This is a genomic window from Pedobacter sp., from assembly GCF_031119335.1.
In the GTDB taxonomy this organism is placed as follows: domain Bacteria; phylum Bacteroidota; class Bacteroidia; order Sphingobacteriales; family Sphingobacteriaceae; genus Pedobacter.
The window spans coordinates 10,639-33,168 of the sequence record NZ_JAVHXT010000016.1 but is presented as its reverse complement, the minus strand read 5'-3'; the positions used below and the strand labels follow the sequence as shown (position 1 = coordinate 33,168).

The 22,530-nt window shown below is 37.3% G+C and carries 23 protein-coding genes; 11 read left to right on the top strand and 12 right to left on the bottom strand.

The genetic code is table 11. The annotated features are described in order from the left end of the window. Window positions 1–9 precede the first annotated feature (9 nt). The 6 genes from REI64_RS15365 to REI64_RS15340 all read left to right on the top strand — a co-directional run bounded on the left by REI64_RS15365 (window position 10) and on the right by REI64_RS15340 (window position 6,903). On the top strand, window positions 10–1,977 hold the full coding sequence (locus tag REI64_RS15365; RefSeq protein ID WP_308851024.1) for a TonB-dependent receptor domain-containing protein: 1,968 nt from the start codon (window positions 10–12) through the stop codon (window positions 1,975–1,977). A 12-nt stretch (window positions 1,978–1,989) separates the two neighbouring features. Beyond that, window positions 1,990–3,072: a DUF5074 domain-containing protein gene (locus REI64_RS15360; protein ID WP_308851023.1), complete on the top strand. Its 1,083-nt coding sequence runs from the start codon at window positions 1,990–1,992 to the stop codon at window positions 3,070–3,072. A gap of 22 nt (window positions 3,073–3,094) precedes the next feature. After that, complete coding sequence (locus tag REI64_RS15355) at window positions 3,095–4,225, top strand: DUF5074 domain-containing protein (protein ID WP_308851022.1); 1,131 nt, start codon at window positions 3,095–3,097, stop codon at window positions 4,223–4,225. Between the two features lie 71 nt (window positions 4,226–4,296). Then, complete coding sequence (locus tag REI64_RS15350; RefSeq protein WP_308851021.1) at window positions 4,297–5,421, top strand: PKD-like domain-containing protein; 1,125 nt, start codon at window positions 4,297–4,299, stop codon at window positions 5,419–5,421. 88 nt (window positions 5,422–5,509) lie between these two features. Next, window positions 5,510–6,088, top strand: coding sequence for a DUF6580 family putative transport protein (locus REI64_RS15345; protein ID WP_308851020.1), 579 nt, complete (start codon window positions 5,510–5,512; stop codon window positions 6,086–6,088). A 131-nt stretch (window positions 6,089–6,219) separates the two neighbouring features. Beyond that, window positions 6,220–6,903: an NAD-dependent deacylase gene (locus tag REI64_RS15340; protein WP_308851019.1), complete on the top strand. Its 684-nt coding sequence runs from the start codon at window positions 6,220–6,222 to the stop codon at window positions 6,901–6,903. 398 nt (window positions 6,904–7,301) lie between these two features. Here REI64_RS15340 and REI64_RS15335 read toward each other — a convergent pair whose 3' ends face one another. The 4 genes from REI64_RS15335 to REI64_RS15320 form a co-directional block, all read right to left on the bottom strand. After that, entirely contained in the window at window positions 7,302–7,922 is a 621-nt protein-coding gene (locus REI64_RS15335; RefSeq protein ID WP_308851018.1) for a hypothetical protein, read from the bottom strand. A 36-nt stretch (window positions 7,923–7,958) separates the two neighbouring features. Then, window positions 7,959–8,621 (bottom strand): YdeI/OmpD-associated family protein, encoded by a 663-nt coding sequence (locus REI64_RS15330; RefSeq protein ID WP_308851017.1) that lies wholly within the window; start codon window positions 8,619–8,621, stop codon window positions 7,959–7,961. 87 nt (window positions 8,622–8,708) lie between these two features. Beyond that, the gene (locus REI64_RS15325) at window positions 8,709–9,239 is read right to left on the bottom strand and encodes an RNA methyltransferase (RefSeq protein ID WP_308851016.1); all 531 of its coding nucleotides are present in this window, start codon (window positions 9,237–9,239) and stop codon (window positions 8,709–8,711) included. A gap of 77 nt (window positions 9,240–9,316) precedes the next feature. Further along, entirely contained in the window at window positions 9,317–10,468 is a 1,152-nt protein-coding gene (locus REI64_RS15320; RefSeq protein ID WP_308851015.1) for a galactokinase, read from the bottom strand. Window positions 10,469–10,533: 65 nt separating this feature from the next. Here REI64_RS15320 and REI64_RS15315 point away from each other — a divergent pair, with 65 nt between their 5' ends. Beyond that, entirely contained in the window at window positions 10,534–11,580 is a 1,047-nt protein-coding gene (locus REI64_RS15315; protein ID WP_308851014.1) for an aldose epimerase family protein, read from the top strand. A 198-nt stretch (window positions 11,581–11,778) separates the two neighbouring features. Here REI64_RS15315 and REI64_RS15310 read toward each other — a convergent pair whose 3' ends face one another. From REI64_RS15310 to ribD, 4 genes are all read right to left on the bottom strand, one after another. Further along, entirely contained in the window at window positions 11,779–12,651 is an 873-nt protein-coding gene (locus REI64_RS15310; protein ID WP_308851013.1) for a nucleoside phosphorylase, read from the bottom strand. Between the two features lie 77 nt (window positions 12,652–12,728). Further along, the gene (locus REI64_RS15305; RefSeq protein WP_308851012.1) at window positions 12,729–13,343 is read right to left on the bottom strand and encodes a YigZ family protein; all 615 of its coding nucleotides are present in this window, start codon (window positions 13,341–13,343) and stop codon (window positions 12,729–12,731) included. Next, a complete protein-coding gene (locus REI64_RS15300) occupies window positions 13,333–14,199 on the bottom strand; it encodes an EamA/RhaT family transporter (protein WP_308851011.1) in 867 nt (288 codons plus the stop codon). Before REI64_RS15300 ends, REI64_RS15305 begins: the two co-directional genes overlap by 11 nt. After that, entirely contained in the window at window positions 14,196–15,248 is a 1,053-nt protein-coding gene (ribD, locus tag REI64_RS15295) for a bifunctional diaminohydroxyphosphoribosylaminopyrimidine deaminase/5-amino-6-(5-phosphoribosylamino)uracil reductase RibD (RefSeq protein WP_308851010.1), read from the bottom strand. The genes REI64_RS15300 and ribD overlap by 4 nt, the downstream gene beginning before the upstream one ends. Before the next feature lie 205 nt (window positions 15,249–15,453). On the opposite strand from ribD, the gene prmC reads away from it, so the two are divergent. Both prmC and REI64_RS15285 read left to right on the top strand, forming a co-directional pair. After that, window positions 15,454–16,326 (top strand): peptide chain release factor N(5)-glutamine methyltransferase, encoded by an 873-nt coding sequence (gene prmC, locus REI64_RS15290; protein WP_308851009.1) that lies wholly within the window; start codon window positions 15,454–15,456, stop codon window positions 16,324–16,326. Between the two features lie 83 nt (window positions 16,327–16,409). Beyond that, window positions 16,410–17,273, top strand: a complete 864-nt coding sequence (locus REI64_RS15285) for an OmpA family protein (protein WP_308851008.1) — start codon at window positions 16,410–16,412, stop codon at window positions 17,271–17,273. 52 nt (window positions 17,274–17,325) lie between these two features. Here the strand turns inward: REI64_RS15285 and xerD are convergent, their stop codons facing one another. After that, the gene (gene xerD / locus REI64_RS15280; RefSeq protein ID WP_308851007.1) at window positions 17,326–18,225 is read right to left on the bottom strand and encodes a site-specific tyrosine recombinase XerD; all 900 of its coding nucleotides are present in this window, start codon (window positions 18,223–18,225) and stop codon (window positions 17,326–17,328) included. Between the two features lie 143 nt (window positions 18,226–18,368). Between xerD and aroQ the strand changes: the two genes are divergently transcribed. Beyond that, window positions 18,369–18,785, top strand: a complete 417-nt coding sequence (aroQ, locus tag REI64_RS15275) for a type II 3-dehydroquinate dehydratase (RefSeq protein ID WP_308851006.1) — start codon at window positions 18,369–18,371, stop codon at window positions 18,783–18,785. Between the two features lie 58 nt (window positions 18,786–18,843). Then, window positions 18,844–19,572, top strand: a complete 729-nt coding sequence (locus tag REI64_RS15270; RefSeq protein WP_308851005.1) for a TlpA disulfide reductase family protein — start codon at window positions 18,844–18,846, stop codon at window positions 19,570–19,572. Between the two features lie 2 nt (window positions 19,573–19,574). On the opposite strand, the gene REI64_RS15265 is transcribed toward REI64_RS15270, so the two are convergent. The 3 genes from REI64_RS15265 to REI64_RS15255 form a co-directional block, all read right to left on the bottom strand. Beyond that, complete coding sequence (locus REI64_RS15265) at window positions 19,575–20,603, bottom strand: hypothetical protein (protein ID WP_308851004.1); 1,029 nt, start codon at window positions 20,601–20,603, stop codon at window positions 19,575–19,577. Beyond that, on the bottom strand, window positions 20,600–21,610 hold the full coding sequence (locus REI64_RS15260; RefSeq protein ID WP_308851003.1) for a glycosyltransferase family 2 protein: 1,011 nt from the start codon (window positions 21,608–21,610) through the stop codon (window positions 20,600–20,602). The genes REI64_RS15265 and REI64_RS15260 overlap by 4 nt, the downstream gene beginning before the upstream one ends. A gap of 147 nt (window positions 21,611–21,757) precedes the next feature. Then, window positions 21,758–22,530: lysophospholipid acyltransferase family protein (locus REI64_RS15255; RefSeq protein ID WP_308851002.1), on the bottom strand; the 773-nt coding region annotated here is incomplete at its 5' end.

The following is a 22,530-nucleotide window of genomic DNA, read 5'->3' as shown; positions in this document are numbered from 1 at the left end:
TTTATAGCGATGTTTGCCTGCTTTTGTCCTTTTTGGACGTCTGCACAGGTAGATACCAGCAAAGTGCAACGATTAGACGAAGTGCAAATCAATGCTAAAAAGAACAACTTCATTTTAAATTCACCTACGCCAGTGCAACTTATTGCCGGCGAGGAGCTAAAACGCATCAATAGTTTGTCTGTTGCCGATGCTGTTCGCTATTTTTCTGGTGTACAATTAAAAGATTATGGTGGTGTTGGCGGGTTAAAAACCATCAATGTACGCGGCATGGGAAGTAACCATACCGCGGTATTTTATAACGGTGTACAATTAGCAAATGCACAAAACGGACAGGTAGATTTAGGTAAGTTTTCCTTAGAAAATATGGAAGAAATTTCGCTTTATAGCGGACAAAATAGTAATTTACTACAGCCTGCTAAAGCTTATGCTTCGGCAAGTATGCTTTACCTGAAAACCGTTACGCCAAAATTTGAACATGGCGAAAAACATCAATTTAAAGTAGGGTTAAAGGGTGGTTCTTTTGCACTCATCAACCCTGTTGTAAACTATAATTATCGCTTTGCAGAACGAACTTTTTTTAATATCAATGGCGAGTTACTTAACGCTAATGGTAAATATAAGTACCGATATAGAGATTTGGCTTATGACACCACTGTAGTTAGGCACGATGCCGATATCTTTGCAAAAAGAGCAGAGGTGGGCTTGCATCATTTGTTTAGAGATAGTGCCAAACTACAGCTCAACTTGTATCAGTACAATAGCGAACGTGGTATTCCAGGTGCAATTGTCGCTGATAAATTTAGGTTCAGTCAGCGACAATGGGATGATAATTTCTTTGTGCAAACCAGTTATGAAACCGTTAGTAACAAAAGATATCAGCTTTTGCTGAATGCCAAATATGCTTACGATTATACAAGGTATATTGACCCTGATATTAAATTAATTGACGGTTTTCTAGATAACCGCTATGTACAACAAGAAATCTATTTTTCGGTAGCTAACCAGTATTATATCACTAATTTTTGGAAAGCGTCTTTATCAACCGATTATGCTAAGCAAGATTTGGATGCTAACCTAGAAAATTTTGCTCATCCAACCAGAGATACTTGGTTGTTGGCATTGGCAAGCGAGTGGCATTGGCAACGTTTTAAACTTCAGGCAAATGTGCTGCGTACTTATGTAAACGATAAGGTGCAAACCAACATTCCGGCAGGAAAAAAAACAAAGTATACACCAACAGTGCTAGTTTCTTGGCAACCTTTGGCCGCATCAGAACTACGTTTAAGGGCGTTTTATAAAACAATTTTCAGGATGCCAACATTCAACGATTTGTATTATACCTTAATTGGTAACACATTTTTACGTCCAGAATATGCTCACCAATACGATGTTGGGCTTACCTATAGTAAAAACTTTAGTGGCACCTACTTAAAGGGAATTGCTTTGCAGAGCGATGTCTATTATAACCAAGTAACAGATAAGATTGTTGCCGTACCTGGTGCAAGTTTGTTTAGATGGAGCATGTCTAATTTAGATAAGGTAGAAATTAAGGGCGCAGAACTAAACCTGCAAAGCTTCTGGCAATTTAACCAAGTTACAGCCGCCTTAAAAGTGAACTACACATACGAGGAGGCATTAGATGTAACGCCAAATGGAACAGCTTACAGAAATCAAATTCCTTACATTCCGGTGCATAGTGGCTCGGCAACTGCCAATGCCAATTATAAAAGTTGGGGTGCAAATTACAGCTTCATTTACACGGGCGAACGTTACGACCAAAAAGCGAACATCAGTGCTAATTACGTAGAACCCTGGTATACGCATGATATTGCTTTTCATAAAACTTTCGGCGGTAAAAAGGTGAATTATCGTGCATCGGCAGAGATAAATAACCTGCTTAACCAGTATTACGATGTAGTGTTAAATTACCCCATGCCAGGCAGGAACTACAGGTTTTCGATATATGCAAATTTTTAAAATACACATACAATGAATATAATTTTGCGCAGAACAGGTTTTCTCATCTTATTAACAGCTTTGCTTTTTTCTTGTAGAAAAGATAAGGTTATACCAGAACCTGAAAACATTACCGCAGTGAGTGGCCTTTATGTACTTAACGAAGGCAATTGGGGGTCTAACAAATGCGATTTAGATTTCTATGATTTTAAAAATAGCACTTATAAAAGGGATGTTTATAAGGCTGCAAATCCGGAGGTAACTTTAGGTTTAGGCGATACTGGAAATGATGTAAAAGCTTACGGTTCCCGTTTGTACATTGTGGTAAACGGTTCAAATAAGTTAGAAGTAATAAATGTAAAAACCGCAAAACGAATAGGTAAGGTAGACATTCCCAATTGCAGAAATATTGCTTTCTATAAAAATAAAGCTTACGTAACCTCATATAATGGTTATGTAGCGGTAATTGACACCGCTGCTCTAACTATAGCAGCGCAGATTAATGTAGGCAGACAGCCAGAAGAATTGGTAGTTGTTGGAGATAAACTGTATGTGGCCAACTCTGGCGGTTATACCTCAACAAATTATGATAGAACGGTATCGGTAATTGATTTAACCACCGGCACTAAAATCAAAGATATAGACGTAGCTATTAACCTACATCGCTTAAAAGCAGATAGCTATGGAGATTTGTATGTGAGTTCTCGTGGAGATTATGATAAAATTGGTTCTAATTTATATGTGATAGATACCAAAACTGATGCTGTTAAAAAGAAGTTTGATATACCTGCTGGCAACTTGGCAATACATAAAGACATTGCTTACGTATATAGCGCCGAGTGGAGCAATAGCGCAGGTGCGTATATCATTACCTACAACAAAATTAATGTAAAAGATGAGGTTGTTTTGTCGGGAAGTTTCATTACCGACGGTACGCAAGCCAACATCATGATGCCTTATGGTATTGCGGTAGACCCAGCTTCTGAAGATATTTTCGTGACCGATGCAAAGGACTACGTTACGCCAGGAAAGTTGCATTGCTACACATCTTCTGGAAAGTTAAAATGGTCGGTAACTACAGGTGATATACCCGCCCAAATGGTTTTTGTAAAATAATTAGAATTAAAAATAGATGAATATGAATAAGATGAATTACTTGAAAATTAACTTCTTTGCATTAATTGCTTTTGCTGTAACGCTGAGTGCTTGTAAGAAAGATAGGGCCGAGAGGGATTACGAAAGACAACTTGTTGGTACCAATGGAATTTATGTGTTAAGTGAGGGAGATTGGAACCAAGCTAATCCTACAATTAGTTATTACGATATAGAAAAGAAAACCACGGTTAAAGATTACTATAGACAAGTTAATGGTACTGGCTTGGGCGAAACAGCGAACGACTTACAGGCTTACGGCAATAAAATGTATTGCGTAGTTACTGGTGTAGAAGGTAAAGCTCAATCTTTTGTAGATGTGATGGATGTAAAAACAGGAAAATCTATTAAACGTATTCCTTTTAATACTACTAATAATGGTTTCTTACCACGTTATATTACGTTTTATAAGAACAAAGCCTATGTATCGAGATATGATGGCGCAATTAGCCGCATTGATACAGCTAGTTTAAATGTTGATGGAGAACTTCAATTAAAAAATGGTGCTAATAATGCTGGTGGTTTAGAAGGTTTAGCAGTGGCAAATGGAAAATTATACGTTACTAATTCGGCGCATCCTAGCTACCCAACAAGCTTAAAATCTAAGGTTACGATTGTAGACCTAGCTACCTTCACAAAAAGCAAGGATATCGAAGTTGGAAATAATCCAGTTAGAATTTCAGCTGCAAGTAATGGAGACCTTTACGTAATCACCTGGAATGATTGGGTAACTTTTAACGACCCTACATTGGTTAGAATTAGCAGTACCACTGATGCTGTGACACAAACCGAAGCCAACACAGATTTAGGTGCTATCAACATTGTAGGTACTCAAGCTTGGGTAACAAAAGATGTGTATAGCTCGCCTAGTATTAAAGCATTAAATTTAGCTACGGGTAAATTAGGTAGTAATCTCATCACTGATGCAACTGCGATTGCAACTCCTTATGGCATTACCATCAATCCATTTGATGACAGCGTGGTAGTAGGCGATAGCGGAAGCAGCAAAGCATTTGTATTTGGTAAAGATGGAAAATTAAAATACAGCTTTGAGACTGGTTCTAATCCTCAAGCCGCTGTGTTTAACCACAGATATGCGTTCGTTTCAAAAGATTAATTAGTAGCCATCGACTATTAACTATAAATCATCAACAATTAATTTATATCAACAGTCCAAAATTTATAAAAATGAAAAAATACCTTTTCCTTCCGTTATTACTTGTAACCCTATTATTTTCTTGCAGTAAAAAAGAGCAAGAGCTGTTTCCCGATTTGACGATGGAAGTGACCGATAAAGCATTGACCGTTGCTGTAAACACTGAAAAGAAATTTGCAGTAAATATCGCCAATGGCAAAACTTTAAACAACGAGTGGACTTTAAACAACGTATCGGTAAGCAAAGAAACAAGCTACACTTTTAAACCTACGCTTGCAGGCGATTACACTTTAGTTTACAAAGGCAGTAACGATTTAGGCAGTTTCTCATATACTTATCAAATCAATGTGCCTGTGCCTGTAAATGAACCAGGTGCAAATAGTAGCAAGTATATCAGCAGGGTTTTCGAATACCTACCAGCGCCAGGACAGCACATCAATCAGGCTGCAGTTGGTTCGCCAGAGCAAGCTCAAAAATTAATTGGAGGAACATCAAACTCGGTTTCTTTAGGTGGTTTTGGTGGTTATATTATTTTCGGTTTCGACCATTCGGTTAAAAACCAAGAGGGTTACGATTTAGGTATTTACGGTAATCCTTTTACACCTTCATTCCATTTTTCGGAACCAGGTATTGTAATGGTTAGCCAAGATAAAAACGGTAACGGTTTGCCAGATGATGAATGGTATGAATTAGCAGGTAGCGAATATAGCAAAGCAACTACCATTAAGAATTACGAAATTACCTACACCAACCCTAAAGCCGCTACCAATGTAACTTGGACAGATAACCAAGGGAAGTCTGGCGAAGTAATCAATATTTCGAGAGGTGCTAGAAACTATTACCCATTATTTGCTGCTAATCAAGACAAAATTACTTTTAAAGGAACTTTATTGCCTTCTACTTTAAGTACCAGCGGCTTGGTAACTAATGCGCCATTCGAATGGGGTTATACAGACAGCTATTCTACCGGAGATGATTACGCCACTAAACAATACAATAGTTTTGATATTTCTTGGGCGGTAGATAAAGACGGCAAGAAAGTAACCTTAAAAACGGTTGACTTTGTTAAGGTTTATACCGCACAAAATGTTAATGCTGGTATTTTGGGCGAAATATCAACAGATATTAAAGGTGCTATAGATTTGAATATCAAATAAGAAATGAAGGTAGTGAGTTAATCATTAGCTTCGCTACCTTCTTTTTCCTAAATAGTTTTTTAACTTTGTATTTCAATTACACAATTACATGGAAAGAAAATCAAACGCCAGACTTTTAGTATTACTAACTTTTATTGCGGTAGTGATAGGATTAAGAATGGTAGCGCCACTTTCGTCGGATTTTAGCATGCTTGCAAATTTTACAGGAATTGGTGCAGTAGCTATTTTTAGCGGTAGTTATTTCAGAAACAAATTTGCAGCTTACCTTTTGCCAATGTTGGTATTGCTCCTGAGCGATTTAGGTTTAGCAGTAGTAATGGGCAAAAATTGGGCTTTTTATACAGGTTGGTACTATACTTACATCGCATTTGCGTTAATGGTATTAGTTGGACAGCTTTTGGTTAAGAAAGTAACCATTGGTAATGTATTTGCAGCTAGTTTAGTGGGCGTTTTCATCCACTGGATTATCTCTGATTTTGGTGTATGGTTTGGCTCAACATTCTATCCTCAAACCCTTGCAGGTTTCTGGGCTTGTTTAGTCGCTGCAATTCCATTCGAGCTTAAATTCCTTTATGGTACATTAATTTACGGTGTTATCATGTTTGTAGGTTTCGAAGCATTAAAAGCTAAATTCCCATCGTTAAAATATAGTTCAGCGATAGCGTAATTCTCAGCGCCGTCATGCTGAATTTATTTTACTGCGTAGCTTTCCGTTTTACTACAGGTCAGCATCAGTTTAACAATATAAAAAAGTCCCTTTTGTTTAATGCAAAGGGGCTTTTTTGTTAGCTTTAATTAATGAAGAAGAAAATTGTTGTTTTAACGGGAGCAGGTATTAGCGCCGAAAGCGGTTTAAAAACTTTTAGAGATGCCGATGGCTTATGGGAAGGCTATAACGTATTAGATGTTGCCACACCTGAAGCTTGGCAACGAGACCCTGAATTAGTGCAAAGGTTTTACAACGAACGTAGGGTGCAGGTAAATGCGGCGGAACCTAATGCAGCGCACATTGCGTTAGCCGAATTGGAGAAACAGTTTGATGTGGCTATTGTGACGCAAAACATTGATGATTTGCACGAACGAGCAGGTTCTACCAATGTAACACACTTGCACGGCGTAATCACTTATGCACAATCCTCAAAGCGTGCCTCGTTAATTTACCCCATCAAGGGGGATGAAATTAAAATGGGAGAGTTGTGTGATTTGGGTTCGCAATTGCGTCCACATGTGGTATGGTTTGGCGAGGCGGTACCGATGATTGAAAAAGCAGCGGAAATTTGTAGTCAGGCAGATATTTTTGTACTGATTGGAACTTCGTTGGCAGTGTATCCAGCAGCTGGGTTAATAGATTATGTACCTTATCAAGTACCTAAATATATTATAGACCCAAAAATACCACCCGTTTCTGGATTAAGTAATGTAATTAAGATTGAGAAAAGCGCAACAGCAGGGGTAGAGGAATTAAATTTACTTTTGGCTTGAACCAAAAGTAACAAAAGTTCAAGGCTGCCTATTTTTTCTACTTAATTTAGTGCCGTGGCTAGTTAGTGCATACCGAAAAAATAGAAGGCCATTTAGCGCTAACGGTTGGTTACTCCGATAGGGCAGACAAACATCTATTTAGCGTGAGTTTCGAGATAAGAAATATTTGTTTCGTTGCTAGCGATAGCGTTCTTAAATCTCCGTTCAGCTCATTTTCGGTCTCCTATTTTTCGGGTTGCATCGATTTGCCAAAGCAATTCCTTTGAAAGAAAAATAGGCAACCGAGAGTTTTTGCTACTTTTTGCGGTCAAAAAGTAGGAGCCAAGCGGCGGTGAGCTTAAAAAATAGATAAGTGCTATTTTCAAACTATCTCAAAAACATATACGGACGCAAATACTTTACTTATTAAACAACTTACTCAAATTTGGCTTAATACCAAAAGTTAGCGGCATCGTCGTAAAATTTCTATCTTGTATTTTTTGGAAACCGTTCATGTAACTTGCTTCTGTGAAAATCGACAGTCCGCCGAGACTATATTCTACACCTGCACCGCCTTCTAACATGGGCATAAAATGACTTTGGTTGCTAAGTGTTACTTCTGATAACGCATTGTTTACCTGAGCTCTTGGTGTTAAAATGTAGCCGCCACCACCGCCAGCAAAACCATAAAATGCAAATTTTCCTACCATTTTGCGATATCCCAACGCCACATTAAGCAAGTAAGTAGTAGCTCGCCCATTTTGAGCAGTGTAAGTAAAATCTTCATCTGGTCTTGCGGCATTATAGGTAAATGCATGCAAGCTAAATTTGGGATATAAAAACAATCCTCCATTGCCTAAACCTAAGTTTAATCCTAAAGTGGTAGATATTTTTGGACCAAATATATCTGCAGCATCGCCTATAGGTATTGAGGTGCCGACACCACTTACAGTATATAATTTATCGGTACGAGTTTGTGCTTTAGTGGTAAAACTTCCAATAAGAAGCACGGGGATGATTAACGCTAAGTATCTGCTCATGCAATACTAACAGCGGCTCTTTGCTTTTGTTTGGGCTTATTTCTCTGATGGATTTTTCTTCTTCGCTAATAATTTTTCAACCATTTTGATAATTCTATCTGTTCTGGTTTTTTCCTGTTTAGCAGTTACAATCCATAACACGTACTCCTTACGATGCGAATAGGCTAACTGTTCATAAAAGGCTAAAGCACTGGGTTTTGCTTCTAAAGCTTCCTTTAAATCATCGGGGAGGTTTACGATTTTATTGGCCACATCAATGTATTTGCCATATTCGTTGTTGGCTATTTCGGCATTGCCTACACCAGATTTCTTCAGACTACTGGCCGTCTTAATTCGTAAGCCTGTCCAAATTTCATTTACAGCAGCAGAGCCACAAGGAGCGAGGCTGTATTTAGATAAATCGCTCCAAGATTGCATTAAGTTTAAATCGGCAGCCAAAGCGGTCTTTGCTTTCGGATAGAAAATCCAAACGATGGTTTTATCGGTAATAGATTTGTGAATAGCTTCCAAGGCAGCAAACATATCAGCTTTGGTAATGGCGAAAACTAAGTAAGCATCGCTATCTTTTTCAAGCTGATATCCAAAACTCACATCCGAAGGAATATCTCCAAATATAGCTGCCGCATTTTCTGGCGCATTGACCACACTAGCTTTAAAGCCAAGTTTAATTTGCAGTTTCTTTAAAAATTGATTTTCCATTTCCTTTTTTTGTTTGCCACAGATGCACAGATAATTTAATAGATATGCTATTTGGATATTTTCTATCTGTGCATCTGTGGCTAAAGTCTACAATTTCATTTTAGCGAAGAAATCCCACAATACAATACCGGCAGAAATCACAATGTTAAATGAATGTTTGGTGCCAAACTGCGGAATTTCGATGCATTTATCAATCTGTTGCATAGCTTCGTCACTTACACCATTTACTTCGTTACCAAATATCAATACGTACTTTTCATCTAGAGTAGGTTGGTTTACGTTTAACATCACACTGTTTTGTGCCTGTTCTATTGCAATAATTTGATAACCCAGCTGACGATATTTTTCAATAGCCACCAAAGTATCGTCAATATGTTCCCATTCTACAGATTGCGTAGCGCCTAAAGCTGTCTTTTCAATTTCACGGTGCGGTGGCTGTGCAGTAATACCACAAAGCACTACTTTTTCTACAGCGAAACCATCAGCAGTTCTAAAAACAGAACCCACGTTGTGCATACTCCTCACGTTATCCAGCATAATCACCACAGGAAGTTTCTCCTGCGCCTTAAAGCCTTCTATATCAACTCTGTTTAAGTCGTCTAATTTTAGTTTAATCATTTTTTATTAATGGTTAATAGATTATATTTAATAGACGATAGTTTTAGAAACCATCAACTATTGACCATGAGCTAATGCTACAATTTTCTAGGTCCATCGCCAATATCTTGCACATAAATCGTCGCATGATATCCAATTTTATTGAAGTAATCTTCTGATAGGTGCTTGGCAAAATCTTCTTCGTATCCTTTTTTAAGCAAAGCGATGGCACAGCCGCCGAACCCAGCACCAGTCATGCGAGCACCAATTACATTTGGATAAGTTGCACAGAAATCTACAATAGCATCCAATTCCTTTCCGCTTACTTCGTATAATTCTCTTAACGATTGGTGCGATGCATACATCAACCTACCAAATTCTTCTAAATTTCCATCATTTAAAACCTTTGCAGCAGCGTGTACACGGTCGTTTTCTTTAACTACGTGGGTTGCACGTTTCAACACAGTTTCATCGGTTATCAAATGGCTGTGCAAAGCAAATTTCTCCGCATTTAAATCGCACAAATAATTAATGTTGATTTCTTGGCGTAAGGCATTTAAGGCCTGCTGACATTCTTCTACACGTTCGTTATACTTAGAGTCTGCAAGCTCCCTATGTTTGTTGGTATTGATGATAGCCAAAGAATAATCGCCCAAATTGCAATCAACCATTTTATGTTTTAAGGTATCGCAGTTTAAAATAATTGCTTTGCGAGCTTCGCCAAAGGCGATGGCAAATTGGTCCATAATACCCGAATTCACCCCAATGAAGTCGTTTTCTACACGTTTAGATAATTTAACGAGCGAAAGTTTGTCAACTCCCAATTGAAAGAACTCATTTAAAGCAAATGCTGTTAAAACTTCAATAGATGCTGAGGATGATAGACCAGAACCAATGGGGATGTTACCATAATAAAATAAATCGATACCCGAACATTTCCAATCTTCCTTTTGTAATTCGTTAATTACACCTAAAGGATAGTTGTACCATTCTTTTCCAGTTTTTTGATATTGATTTTGAACAGGAATTTCTGTGTAATCCTCAAAATTTGCACTAGCAAACCTGATAAGGCCATTATTATTTGTAGCTAAGTACAGCCAAGTACCCGACGTGATGGCGCATGGCATTACCAAACCACCGTTGTAATCGATGTGTTCGCCAATGAGGTTTACGCGACCAGGTGCAAAGTAACTGGCTTCGTGTGGTTTACCGTATTTTTGTTGAAATAGTTCGGGTATTTGGTTTTTCATGTCAGATGAAATGATGATATTTAGCTAATAATAAATCCTTAAAAAGAAGGCCTAAGATAAGAATAATGAAAGCAAACCAAATACCTACTGGCATATTTGTAGATGAAAAAGAAGTAATTGCAGTTGAGTTAAGCAACAGCAAAGGAACCTATGTTAAATTGTTTAATTATGGTACCATCATCAACAAATTCATCGTAAAAAATGCAAAGGGAGAGGCTCAAGATATTGTTTTAGGTTTTGATGATTTTGAAGGCTATATCAGCGAAGATTATTTAGCGAGTTATGCTTATTTCGGTTCAATTGTAGGAAGATATGCCAATAGGATTAAGAATGGCGAGTTTGAGGTAGACGGTATCAGTTATCAATTACCTCAAAATAACGGTAATGATTGCTTACATGGTGGCAAGGAAGGTTTCGATAAAAAGGTTTGGGACATTATCGAAGTTACTCAAGAACCAAATCCTTCTGTTACTTTTCATTATTACAGTGAAGATGGGGAAGAGGGCTTTCCTGGAGATTTAGCAGTGCAGTTGAGGTTTACTTTAACCGAAAATAACGAACTGATTTTGACTTATCAGGCAGATACGGATGAAGCTACACCAATTAACTTAACGCATCACAGTTATTTCAATCTTTCTGCCAACGAAGACAATGTGAAGTCGCATCATCATCAAATGAATGCCTCTAACTGGTTAGAGCAGGATGATAATTTTGTGGTTACTGGTAAATTAATTCCAGTTGAAGGTTCGCACCACGATTTTAGGAAAGGAAAAATAATATCGGAAGGCTGGGATGAAGTGAATGGTTACGACCAAACTTATGCTTTAGATAAAAACTATGGCGATTTAACTTTAGCCAGCAAAACTTCAGATGAGGAAAGCGGTTTAACTTTGTCTGTTTACACCACAGAACCTGTAGCGCACCTTTATACTGCAAAATATACTAATGTGAAAAATGGCAAAGGAGGGAAGTCGTACGGAGAGTTTAGTGCTTTCTGTGTAGAAACGCAGCATGCTCCTAATTCTATTAACATTCCCGAGTTTCCAACTACAGTTTTACAGCCAGAAGAAATCTATCATCAAACTACAATTTATAAGGTGGATGTTAGATAATTGAAAAAATATCTTATGTTCCCGATGAGGAGATATCTAACAAGCGATTAGAACAAGGCTGTTAGATTTCTCTTCGTCGTACCTCCTCATCGAAATGACGGTAGGGGGCAAATCTTGGCAATTTCGTCATATCGAACGAGGAACGAGGAGATATCTAACTATTTGCTATACGAGCGGAATATTTCTCAATAAACTCGATTAAATCCTTTCTAATATTGTAGTAATCGCTTTTTCTACAATCGCATTTGGGTTACTGCTAAATTCAAACTTTACACGACTAGCCAAGATAGCATTGATAGATAACGCTTTATGACCTAATGTTTTTGCTAGTGCGTAAATGCCGGCAGTTTCCATTTCTAGATTGGTAATTCTATGTGCATTGCCCTTAAAGCTATTTAGCTGACCAATAAAATTTGCTACAACATTTTTAGCTCTCACTTGTCGGCCTTGTGGTGCATAAAAACCTGGTGCTGTAGCCGTAATGCCAGTAGGCATGTCGTGTGCAAATTGCTTTAGTAAATTTTCATCTGCCTGCGTTAGGTAAGGTTTAATTCCTTCTAATCCAGAGAAATGTTGGTTGATATCATCTAATAACGACTGTTCGTCTGCCGAAAGATTTTGCTCATAGTAGTGCATCAAGGCATCAAAACCTAGACCATGAGAAGAAGCTAAAATTGTTCCCATCGGGATATCTGGCTGCACTGCACCAGAAGTTCCAATTCTGATGATATTTAAAGATTTAAGCTCTTTGTTTATCGTTCTAGTGCCGAAATCGATGTTAACCAAAGCATCCAACTCATTAAAAACAATATCAATATTATCGGTACCAATACCTGTAGAAATAACGGTAATGCGCTTTTTACCTAGGTAACCTGTGTGCGTAATGAACTCACGTTTACCTTTTTTCAGCTCAATGCTATCGAAATGCTTGCTCACTTCGGGCACACGGTCTAAATCGCCTACAGTAATTACGGTATCTGCAATATCTTCAGGAAGTAGGTTCAAGTGGTAAATGCTGCCATCTGGGTTGATGATTAAATCAGCTTCTGATAATTTGGTTGATTGGTTCATTAGTTCATTTGGTTAAGTGGTGCTGGTTTGGCGATAAGCGTTTGGTGATTTACTTTCAAAACGCCAAGCGCATATCGCTATACTGTCCCTAAATATACGGTTTTCAGTCCTTCAATCTTCTCTAATTTGCCCATTACTTGGTTCAGGTTTGCTTTACGCACCTCGAAACTAAGCTTACAATAAGTGTCAAAATTTTGGCTGAGGATGTTTAACTGTTCGTCTTTAATTACCCGCATCACATCATTCATCAACAAATAATCAAACTCCAACTCGTAAACATCATTTACTGTGTTGGTAACAATTTCTGCTGCATTTAAAGCTTCTATCGTCGCTGTCTTGTAAGCATTTATTAATCCCGGAACACCTAACAAAGTACCACCAAAATACCTCACTACCACCACTAGAATATTGGTAACATCCGCAGAAAGTAGTGCATTCAAGATTGGCCTGCCTGCAGTTCCAGAAGGCTCTCCATCATCGTTAAATTTATGAACGTTTCTGTCTGGCGTTAAACGTATGGCCCAACAAAAATGTCTGGCTTTGCTGTGTTCTGCCCTCAGTTTTGCGGTAATTTCCTTAACCTCCGTTTCACTTTTAATAGGGTAGGCATAAGCTATAAATTTACTGCCCTTGTCCCTGAAAATGCCTTCACTTGCCTGTGTTATGGTCTGATAGGTGTCACTAAACAGCATAAATTTTCGATAAAGTAATCAATACAATTGCAACCAGCGCCAAAACCAAACCCAAATAATTCCACTTGCTCAGTTTCTCTCTAAAAATGAATACGCCAATTAAAGTGCCAGCTATAATAACTCCCATATTCATCGCCGCAAATACCGTAGATGGATTTTCTGACATTTCTCGGTGCGCCCTAAGGTAAAACAGGATATTCCCGAAATTGAATATGCCTAAAATACAGCCACAGAAGAAATTGATGAGCTGTAGCTTAGTTTTCTTCGTAATTACCAGATACATTAAATAAGCAAAAGACAGTACAAATGCAATGCAATAGATGATAAAAAGCGAAGTGGTATATGGTATCTCCGTAATTTGACTTACCATTTTAAAAAGCACGTCGACAGCGCCAAAACCTAAGAAAACAAGCAATAAATAAAGCCAACTTCTCTTGCTCGATGTACGGTCGCTTTTACGGTACATGGTAAAAATAATCGCAGCAAAGCCAAAAACAACGCCTACTTCTTTATAACGGTCAAAATTTTCTTTGAAAAGGAAGTACGCTGCACTTAAGGAAATAAACAGAGATAAACGTTGAGCAATATCTGTTCTTGCCAAACCTGCATTTCGCACTGCAAAAGCTAAGAAAACAAAAATGCTAGGTAATAAAATACCTAAAGTCCAATAAATGGGAGAGATATTTTCGATGCTGATACTGCCTAAATCTGGCTTAAAGCACATTAAACTTAAGCAAATAGCAAATAAATAATTCCAAGTGATGGCCTGCGTAATGTTAATTTGATAGCGTTTGGCCAACTTTAACATTACACCGACTGTTACACTACAAATGATACTGAGTATCAGGTATATCATGGTTTTATCCGTTTAATTATTTTTAGTTCATCGTCGCCAATCGCGATTTGCTCAATGGTTTCTCCAATTATTTCTGGCGCTTTTATACCATCTTCCCATTGGGTTTTGCTCGTAAATATACGTGCTTCGTCCCACAAATTAGCCGCTATAAATTGGTTGAGGATATTCGCTCCGCCTTCTATAATAACCGACTGAATATCCATTAAATACAACTGATAAGCTATCTTTTGCGGCAGGTAAAAATTCATGTCTTCCATCTGCACAAAGTGGATATTGTTGACCACATCCGTTTTAATCTCGTTAAGAATAACCGTTTTTGCAGCATCGTTATAAATATGATAATCCAAAGGGATGCTTAGGTTTTTATCGATAATGATACGGGTTGGATTTTTGCCTTCGATTTCCCTGGTGTTCAGTTGCGGGTTATCGGCTAAAACAGTATTCTTTCCCACCAAAATAGCGTCTTCTTCGCTGCGCCATTGATGGGTAAGTGTTTTTGCTTCTGTTCCAGAAATCCATTTTTGCGATTGGTCTGTTGGGGCAAAGAAACCATTTACGGTTTGTGCCCACTTTAAAATGAAATATGGCCTATGTTCTTTAATTCTGGTAAAAAACCTCCGATTAACAGTTTCACATTCATCATTCAAAATACCTGAAATTACTTCAATTCCTGCATTTTTTAGCTTTTCAATTCCTTTTCCGTTTACACTTTCAAAGGGGTCGGTGTTGCCAATAACTACACGTTTTAGCTGGTGTTTCACTAATAAATCTGCACAGGGTGGAGTTTTTCCGAAGTGTGAGCAAGGTTCTAAAGTGACGTAAGCGGTAGCATTTTTGAGAAGGCTAGGGGCATCATCTCCATATCGCTCAAACACATCTTTTACCGCATTTACTTCTGCATGGGCTTCGCCAATTTTTTGATGGTAACCTTCGCCAATGATTTTATCCTCATGAACAATCACACAACCAACCATAGGGTTTGGACTTACGTTTCCAACACCCAATTGGGCCAATTCTAGGCAGCGTTGCATGTAAAATTCATGTTCCATCCTCACAAAAATAGTTTTATTTCAGCATTTAAATTGGTAAAGTTATCATTCTGTAAATTAGCCGCAGATACACAGATTTTTAAATGAAAATATTATCATTCAATAATTAAGTTCATAATGATTAATACTAATTCTATCTGTGTATCTGTGCTATCTTTTTAAAGATGCAAGCAGAAATATAAATATCAAAAATGACTACTTTTGTATGATGAAGTTAGCGGAATTAGCTGTTTTATATCAGGAAAAATTAAGCGTTTTGTACGATGAAGATGAAGTGCATTCGCTTTTTTTAATTGCTTTGGAAGAAGTTTTAGGTTACACAAAAACCGATTACATTCTTAAAAAACAAGAGCTGGTTTCTGATACTTGTTTGCTAAAGTTAAACAGTATATTGATTGAACTAACTACAGGAAAACCAATTCAATATATTATTGGTCATGCACAATTTTACGGCTTAAATTTTAAGGTTAGTCCATCAGTTTTGATACCCAGACCAGAAACGGAAGAATTGGTGGAATGGATCTTATCAGTCTGCAGTTCTCAGTTTGCAGATAGCAGCTCAAACTTAAATATACTTGATATTGGTACTGGCAGTGGTTGTATCGCAATTTCAATAAAAAAAAATCTGCCTAAAGCCAATGTAACCGCGGTTGATGTTTCGCCTGAAGCATTAGCAACTGCTAAAGAAAATGCACTGTTAAACGATGTTGGCGTGACTTTTATCGAAGACGATATCCTTACTTCAAAATTAGAGTTTCCGCACATCAAATTGGATGTTATCGTCAGTAATCCACCGTATATAAAGGAAGACGAAAAAGCAGAAATGCATGAAAATGTATTAGCTAATGAGCCGCACACTGCGCTTTTTGTAAGCAATGATAGACCGTTAATCTTTTATGAAGCTATTGCTGATTTTGCATTGAAACATTTGAGTGATGAAGGGCGTTTGTTTTTCGAAATCAATGCTAATTTAAGTAGAGAAACTATTCAGATGCTTGCCAGTAAAGGGTTTTCGGATATCAAATTGAAATTGGATATGCAGGGCAAGGAAAGAATGGTGAGTGTTAAAAAGTCTTGATTTTGAGCTAGATAAGGCGGTTTTAAAACTTTTTGGTGTAGTTGTTGTTGATAAGTTGTTTTAATAAATTTAACACAATTGTTATGAATCAACTAAAATCAATATCAGCAATTTTAGGAGTTGTGCTTCTAGCAAGTTGCGGAGTAAGTAAAAAGAAGTATGCCGAACTGCAAGGTAATTTTAACGAAGTTCAGCAGAGATATAATGATCTTAATGGAAAGCTAGTTAGAACAGAATCTGAGCTTTCAAATGCCAAAACCAGAATTACAAGCTTAGACGAGGCCATTGCCAGAGAAAGAGCAAATGCAGCAGAACTGCAAGCAGCGTTAAATAAATGTTTAAGTGCAAGTAGTCAGGGTAACGTGAATATTTCTAAATTGGTAGACGAAATTAATAGCTCTAATAAATACATTAAAGAATTAATTGCAGCGAAGAACAAAAGCGACTCGCTTAACATGGTGTTGACAAACAATTTAACACGTTCGTTGAGTAGGGAAGAAATGAGCGATGTAGATGTGCAAGTACTTAAAGGTGTTGTGTATATTTCTTTGTCGGACAATATGTTATATAAATCTGGTAGTTACGAAATATCTGATAAAGCAGGTGCAACTTTAGGAAAAATTGCAAAAATTATTACCGATTACAAAGATTATGAAGTTTTGGTAGAAGGTAATACCGATAACGTGCCAATTAAAATGGCTAACATTAGAAATAACTGGGATTTAAGTGCTCTGAGAGCGTCATCGGTTGTTCAAAGTTTGCAAAACAATTATGGTGTAGACCCTAAGCGTTTAACTGCTGGCGGTAGAGGAGAGTATAATCCAATTGCAGGCAATGATACTGCTGCCGGTAAAGCTAAAAACAGACGTACCCAAATTATTATTACGCCGAAATTAGATCAGTTTATGGATTTGATTGGTAAGTCAGCTGAGAAGCCTCAAAATTAGGTTTCAAAATAGCTAACTATTTAAGGCTTCCTGTTCAGTTGGGAGGCTTTTTTTATGCCCTCGGATGAAACTCGGTGATCACTGTCTTTAGGTAATCTCTATCTAAATGAGTATAAATTTCAGTAGTGGTAATACTGGCATGTCCCAACATATCTTGAACGGCTCGCAAATCGGCCCCGCCTTCAATTAAATGCGTAGCAAATGAATGTCGCAACGTATGCGGACTTATCGACTTATTTATTCCGGCAGCTATAGCACAAGATTTGATGAGATTAAAGATAGAAACCCGGGAAAGCTTTGCTCCAAATCTGTTTAGGAATATAAAATCTTCATTTCCCTTTTTAATTTTTAAATGCACCCTTACTTCGTCAATATAAATCTTTATCAACTTTAACGCCGTTGCACCAATAGGTACCAAACGTTCCTTATTTCCCTTTCCAACTACTCGCACAAATTCCGAATCCTCAAAAATGTTGGATATTTTGAGTTCTGTTAACTCGCTAACCCTTAAGCCACAGCCGTAAAGTGTTTCTAAAATTGCCTTGTTGCGCATACCTTCGGGTTTAGAGGCATCAATAGCAACTATCAGTAAGTCAATTTCATGAATGTTTAACGTATCTGGAAGTTTGCGGGCAATTTTAGGTGTTTCTAACAACTCCGAAGGATCATTTGTAATCAAATCTTCCTGCAAAAGATAGCTAAAAAACGATTTAATGCCGGATATTACTCTAGCTTGCGTGCTGGCTTCTGCTCTAAGTTCGTGCAGCCAAATCAAAAAATCCCTTAAATCTTTCAGCGTAATTTTTGTGATTGAAACGCTTTGATCGAGGCTTTCGAGGTATTGAAAAAGCTTTTCGACATCTTTAGTGTAAGCCTCTATGCTATTTTCTGCTAATGAACGCTCTAGTTTAAGATAAGCGGCAAATCCCTTTATATACGATTGAGTGTTCATTATTTGAGTTCTTTTTTATAACATTGCGTAAGGCAATTTAGCTACAAAAATAATAGTAAGTTGTTTTCGTAGCCACAGATGCACTGATATTTATTTGTCGTCAATATTTGATGAGTAGTAGATATCGCTAACTAATAAAATAAATGAAGATACAAATCATCAACGGACCTAATTTAAACCTCCTTGGCTTAAGAGAACCGTCTATTTACGGTGCAGAACCTATTGAAGGTTACATCGAAACACTTAGAGAAAAATACAGCATTATCGGAATCGATTACTATCAAAGCAATGTGGAAGGCGAACTAATTAACAAGCTGCATGAAGTTGGTTTTTCTTACGATGGAATTATCATTAATGCTGGTGGTTATACACATACCTCGGTAGCCATTGCAGATGCCATTGCCGCAATAAAAACCCCAGTAGTTGAAGTGCATATCTCTAACATTTACGCCAGAGAGGAGTATCGTCATGTTTCGTTAACTGGGAAAAATTGTAAAGGTGTATTGACTGGTTTCGGTTTGGATGGCTACCGCTTAGCACTAGAAAGTTTTTTAAAATAGTATTTTAGTTAATGGTTGATAGTTTATAGCTATGAACTATCAACCATCAATAGAAAAAATGAAAAAAATAACACTCTGGTTTGCGTTGATTTTGTGCGTAAACATTGTTAACGCACAAACCTCTAATAAAACAACAAAATTAGATGCCAATTCTATCGTAAAAGATGCCGACGGCAGTGTGTATCCTTATGCAATATGGCAAAAATTGATGCAGACTGGCGAATATTCAGTTAAACTAAAAAGTGCGCCAGGAGCAGAACCAGTTGAATTTTTACTCTATCGTTTAACCGAAGAACAAAAAGCTGCCAATAAGAAAAGGAGAGAAGAAACTGTGGCCAAAATGCCAAGGCCACGTCAAAGTGATGTTTTTAAAGACGGGGAAAAGTTTCGTTTTGATAAAATGAAAGATTTGAATGGCCTTAAGTACGATTTCAAGAAAGATACAGGAAAAGTTGTGGTATTTAATTTTTGGTTTATCAACTGTCCGCCTTGCAAGCAAGAAATACCCGAATTAAACGATTTGGTGGAAAAATACAAAGAGAATAAAGATGTAGTTTTTATAGCTATTGCACTCGACGACGCTTATACATTAAAAACCTTTTTGAAATTGTCGCCGTTTAATTATAACGTTATTCCTGATGGTAGGTTTTACGCGGACAAACACGGTGTTAAATCTTATCCAACCCATGTTGTGGTAGGTAAAGATGGTGTAATTAAATTTAGCACCATTGGATTAGCCAGTAATACGGTTTATTGGGTAGAAAAGACGATTAAAGAAGCTATCTAGGACTATTCTACACTTAATATCCTTCTGTATAATCGCCCATTTTTTTGTGCTATTGTAAAAACCAGCTTGTTCGTTTGAGGAATTGAGGTGAGATTAATTACATTGCTTTTATCGTAAAAGTCATATTTGATTAGCGCAGGAGATACCTCTTCGTTTAAATCTAAGGCAGACTTATTTTGAGATTTGCTAAAGAATGCTTCGTCAATTTTGAATTTACTTATCCCACTGTTTTTTGTTGCGATAACCAAATTGTCGTCTACAATGGCGAAATCATTAATTGGCGAAGTTTTTTTATCTTTTAGGGATATGCTAAATACAAAACTTCTTTGCATGTCATTGAGATCATAAACGCTGATATGTTGATGTGTACCAGCATAGCCGCTTGATGTTTCGGATAGTAAAGCCAAGTACTTTGAATTTATTCTTCCGTTGGAAATGTGCTCATAAGCACCATTTGCTTTGAGTTTTCTAATATGAGATAATGCCAACTTTGAGCTAGTGTTTAACTGATAAAATAGAAGATATTTTGGAGTTACTATATTATCGATCGCTATCAGATGATTTTCCGTTATCACGATATCGTCAATTGCCTTGCCTGGCTTTATTACTTCTGTAGGTATTTCTAATGAAAACCATTTTCTTGTTTGAATATGGTATTGAATTAACATCTCCTTGCCCGCTTCGCCACCAATAAAAATATGATCCTTGGTTAGAAAAATATTTTTAGGAGTAATTTGAAAAGGAATTTTTATGGTTTCGAGGGATTTAATGATGAAATTATGTAAGTAGATTGTATTTGTAGTATCTACAATGGCAATCCTAGAAATCTGGTCTGTAGCATAAATCGACTTTTCATTAACAGAGTATATTGCCTTTTCTACAAGTGCCTTTGGTCTATAAGCACTAATGAATATTGAATTTTTGCTTTTCTGCAGTATGAAATTTTCGCCAACTTTCAGTCCTTTTTGGCTAAATGAGAATTTTGTGGTACAAGTTAATATTAAAATAATGAAGTAAATTAGTCTTTTCATAAGTCAATAAATTTCTTTTTTCCCGCTGCAAAATACTTCCAAACTATACTTCCATTTAGCACACCTGTATGTTTACGTAATGGCAATTGCTTGTTTGTACGTTTTGCAGCAGTTTTAAAGAATGCTCCAAAAAAATGAGCATGAGCCTTATTAATAGAAAAAGCGAATTTAAACTGTCCCTTAAACGCAAATTGAAACCAAGCTGCTAAATCAATCCACAAACGTGCAAAAACCTTAATTACAGCCTCTCCAAAAGGAAGGTTTTTTTGCATGATGATGAGATTGTTGCGAAAATTGAGATAGCTTTTGAACGAATTGCTGGCATCTAGAGTGCCTCCGCCAACGTGATAAACTTCGGCTGCAGTACAGCACATCACTTTGTAACCTTTGTTCTTCAAACGCCAACACAAATCAATTTCTTCCATGTGGGCAAAAAGGTCGCCATCTAATCCGCCAATTTCTGCCCAAGCTTTGCTTTTAATGAAGAAAGCTGCACCACTGGCCCAAAAAACAGGAATATCATTGTTGTACTGATTTTGATCTTCTTCTACTTGATCAAAAATTCTGCCCCTGCAGAAAGGAAATCCAAAACTATCTATAAAACCACCTGCAGCGCCAGCATACTCAAACATTGTTTTATCTTGCTGCCACTTAATTTTTGGCTGTGCTGCAGCGATGCTTTCATCGCCCTGCATTAAATCAATTACTGGCTTAATCCAATTTTCAGGCACTTCTACATCTGAGTTAAGTAGCACGAAATAATCCGCTTGTACCTTAGCCAAAGCTTGGTTGTAACCTTCGGCAAAACCGTAATTTTTATCGTTAACAATAATTTGAACTTGAGGGAACTTTTGCTGCGTAAACAAAACTGAATTATCGGTAGAAGCATTATCTGCTACAACAATCTGCAGATTTGCATAGTCAGTTTTTACCACACTAGGTAGAAAACGCTCCAAAAATGTTTGCCCATTCCAGTTTAAAATTACTACAGCTACACTAGGCTCCATGAGGGGGGGGTAAGGTTGAGGTTAAGGTTAAGGTTAAGGTTAAGGTTGAGGTTGAGGTTGAGGTTGATGGCTGGAAGGCGAAAGGTTCATGATCTTTGGTCTTTAGTCTTTAGTCTTCATCCTTTTAACCGTCGAGCTTTCTACCCTCTAATCATTCGCTTTCCATCGCTTATGGCTCCATAACCAATAAGCAGGTTCTTGTAAAATAGTGTTGGTTAGGTAACTGAAAAACGTATCTGTAATTTCATGTTCATTCGTATCTTTTGGATTAAGGCACATTGGCACGCAATCTATTTCGTAATAACCACGCTTTGGTCTTTTAACATTGAAATAAAAGATAGGTCTGTTAGTTTGCAATGCGATTTTTTCTAAACCCAAAAATGCAGGGGTAGATTGGTTCATAAAATTAAGCCTGTATTGCACATCAGATTTCCTTGGTGTTTGGTCACTTGCAAAACAGAACATAGTCACATCATTTTTAGTGGCAATAACCTGTCTCAACGTTTGCTTCATCGGTATAAAAACATTTCCAAATTTCGTTCTTAACCCATCAAACCAATTTCCAAACACTTCGTTGTTAATTGGCTTGTAAATTACATTACAGGTTCCTGATAAATTCAGACCAGTAGCCAGCATACAAAGTTCCCAATTGCCATAATGCCCAGTACAAGCTAGTACACTTTCACCACGTTTAAAGTAAGCTTCTGCCAGGTCAAAATTAGTAACCTTTACTCTCTTCATTACCTCAGTTCTGCTAATAGAACTCATTTTAACAATTTCTACCATTAAATCGCCCAGATAGCGATAGAATTTTTTCTCTGTGGCAATAATTTCTGATGCAGATTTTTCCGGAAATGATTTGCTAAGATTATTACGTACTACATTTCGTCTGTATTTAGCTACGTAGTAAAGAATGTAGT

Coding starts and splice junctions, on each gene's coding strand:
- REI64_RS15365 (WP_308851024.1), top strand. CDS start 10: ATGTTTGCCTGCTTTTGTCCTTTTTGGACGTCTGCACAGGTAGATACC.
- REI64_RS15360 (WP_308851023.1), top strand. CDS start 1,990: ATGAATATAATTTTGCGCAGAACAGGTTTTCTCATCTTATTAACAGCT.
- REI64_RS15355 (WP_308851022.1), top strand. CDS start 3,095: ATGAATAAGATGAATTACTTGAAAATTAACTTCTTTGCATTAATTGCT.
- REI64_RS15350 (WP_308851021.1), top strand. CDS start 4,297: ATGAAAAAATACCTTTTCCTTCCGTTATTACTTGTAACCCTATTATTT.
- REI64_RS15345 (WP_308851020.1), top strand. CDS start 5,510: ATGGAAAGAAAATCAAACGCCAGACTTTTAGTATTACTAACTTTTATT.
- REI64_RS15340 (WP_308851019.1), top strand. CDS start 6,220: ATGAAGAAGAAAATTGTTGTTTTAACGGGAGCAGGTATTAGCGCCGAA.
- REI64_RS15335 (WP_308851018.1), bottom strand. CDS start 7,922: ATGAGCAGATACTTAGCGTTAATCATCCCCGTGCTTCTTATTGGAAGT.
- REI64_RS15330 (WP_308851017.1), bottom strand. CDS start 8,621: ATGGAAAATCAATTTTTAAAGAAACTGCAAATTAAACTTGGCTTTAAA.
- REI64_RS15325 (WP_308851016.1), bottom strand. CDS start 9,239: ATGATTAAACTAAAATTAGACGACTTAAACAGAGTTGATATAGAAGGC.
- REI64_RS15320 (WP_308851015.1), bottom strand. CDS start 10,468: ATGAAAAACCAAATACCCGAACTATTTCAACAAAAATACGGTAAACCA.
- REI64_RS15315 (WP_308851014.1), top strand. CDS start 10,534: ATGAAAGCAAACCAAATACCTACTGGCATATTTGTAGATGAAAAAGAA.
- REI64_RS15310 (WP_308851013.1), bottom strand. CDS start 12,651: ATGAACCAATCAACCAAATTATCAGAAGCTGATTTAATCATCAACCCA.
- REI64_RS15305 (WP_308851012.1), bottom strand. CDS start 13,343: ATGCTGTTTAGTGACACCTATCAGACCATAACACAGGCAAGTGAAGGC.
- REI64_RS15300 (WP_308851011.1), bottom strand. CDS start 14,199: ATGATATACCTGATACTCAGTATCATTTGTAGTGTAACAGTCGGTGTA.
- ribD (WP_308851010.1), bottom strand. CDS start 15,248: ATGGAACATGAATTTTACATGCAACGCTGCCTAGAATTGGCCCAATTG.
- prmC (WP_308851009.1), top strand. CDS start 15,454: ATGATGAAGTTAGCGGAATTAGCTGTTTTATATCAGGAAAAATTAAGC.
- REI64_RS15285 (WP_308851008.1), top strand. CDS start 16,410: ATGAATCAACTAAAATCAATATCAGCAATTTTAGGAGTTGTGCTTCTA.
- xerD (WP_308851007.1), bottom strand. CDS start 18,225: ATGAACACTCAATCGTATATAAAGGGATTTGCCGCTTATCTTAAACTA.
- aroQ (WP_308851006.1), top strand. CDS start 18,369: ATGAAGATACAAATCATCAACGGACCTAATTTAAACCTCCTTGGCTTA.
- REI64_RS15270 (WP_308851005.1), top strand. CDS start 18,844: ATGAAAAAAATAACACTCTGGTTTGCGTTGATTTTGTGCGTAAACATT.
- REI64_RS15265 (WP_308851004.1), bottom strand. CDS start 20,603: ATGAAAAGACTAATTTACTTCATTATTTTAATATTAACTTGTACCACA.
- REI64_RS15260 (WP_308851003.1), bottom strand. CDS start 21,610: ATGGAGCCTAGTGTAGCTGTAGTAATTTTAAACTGGAATGGGCAAACA.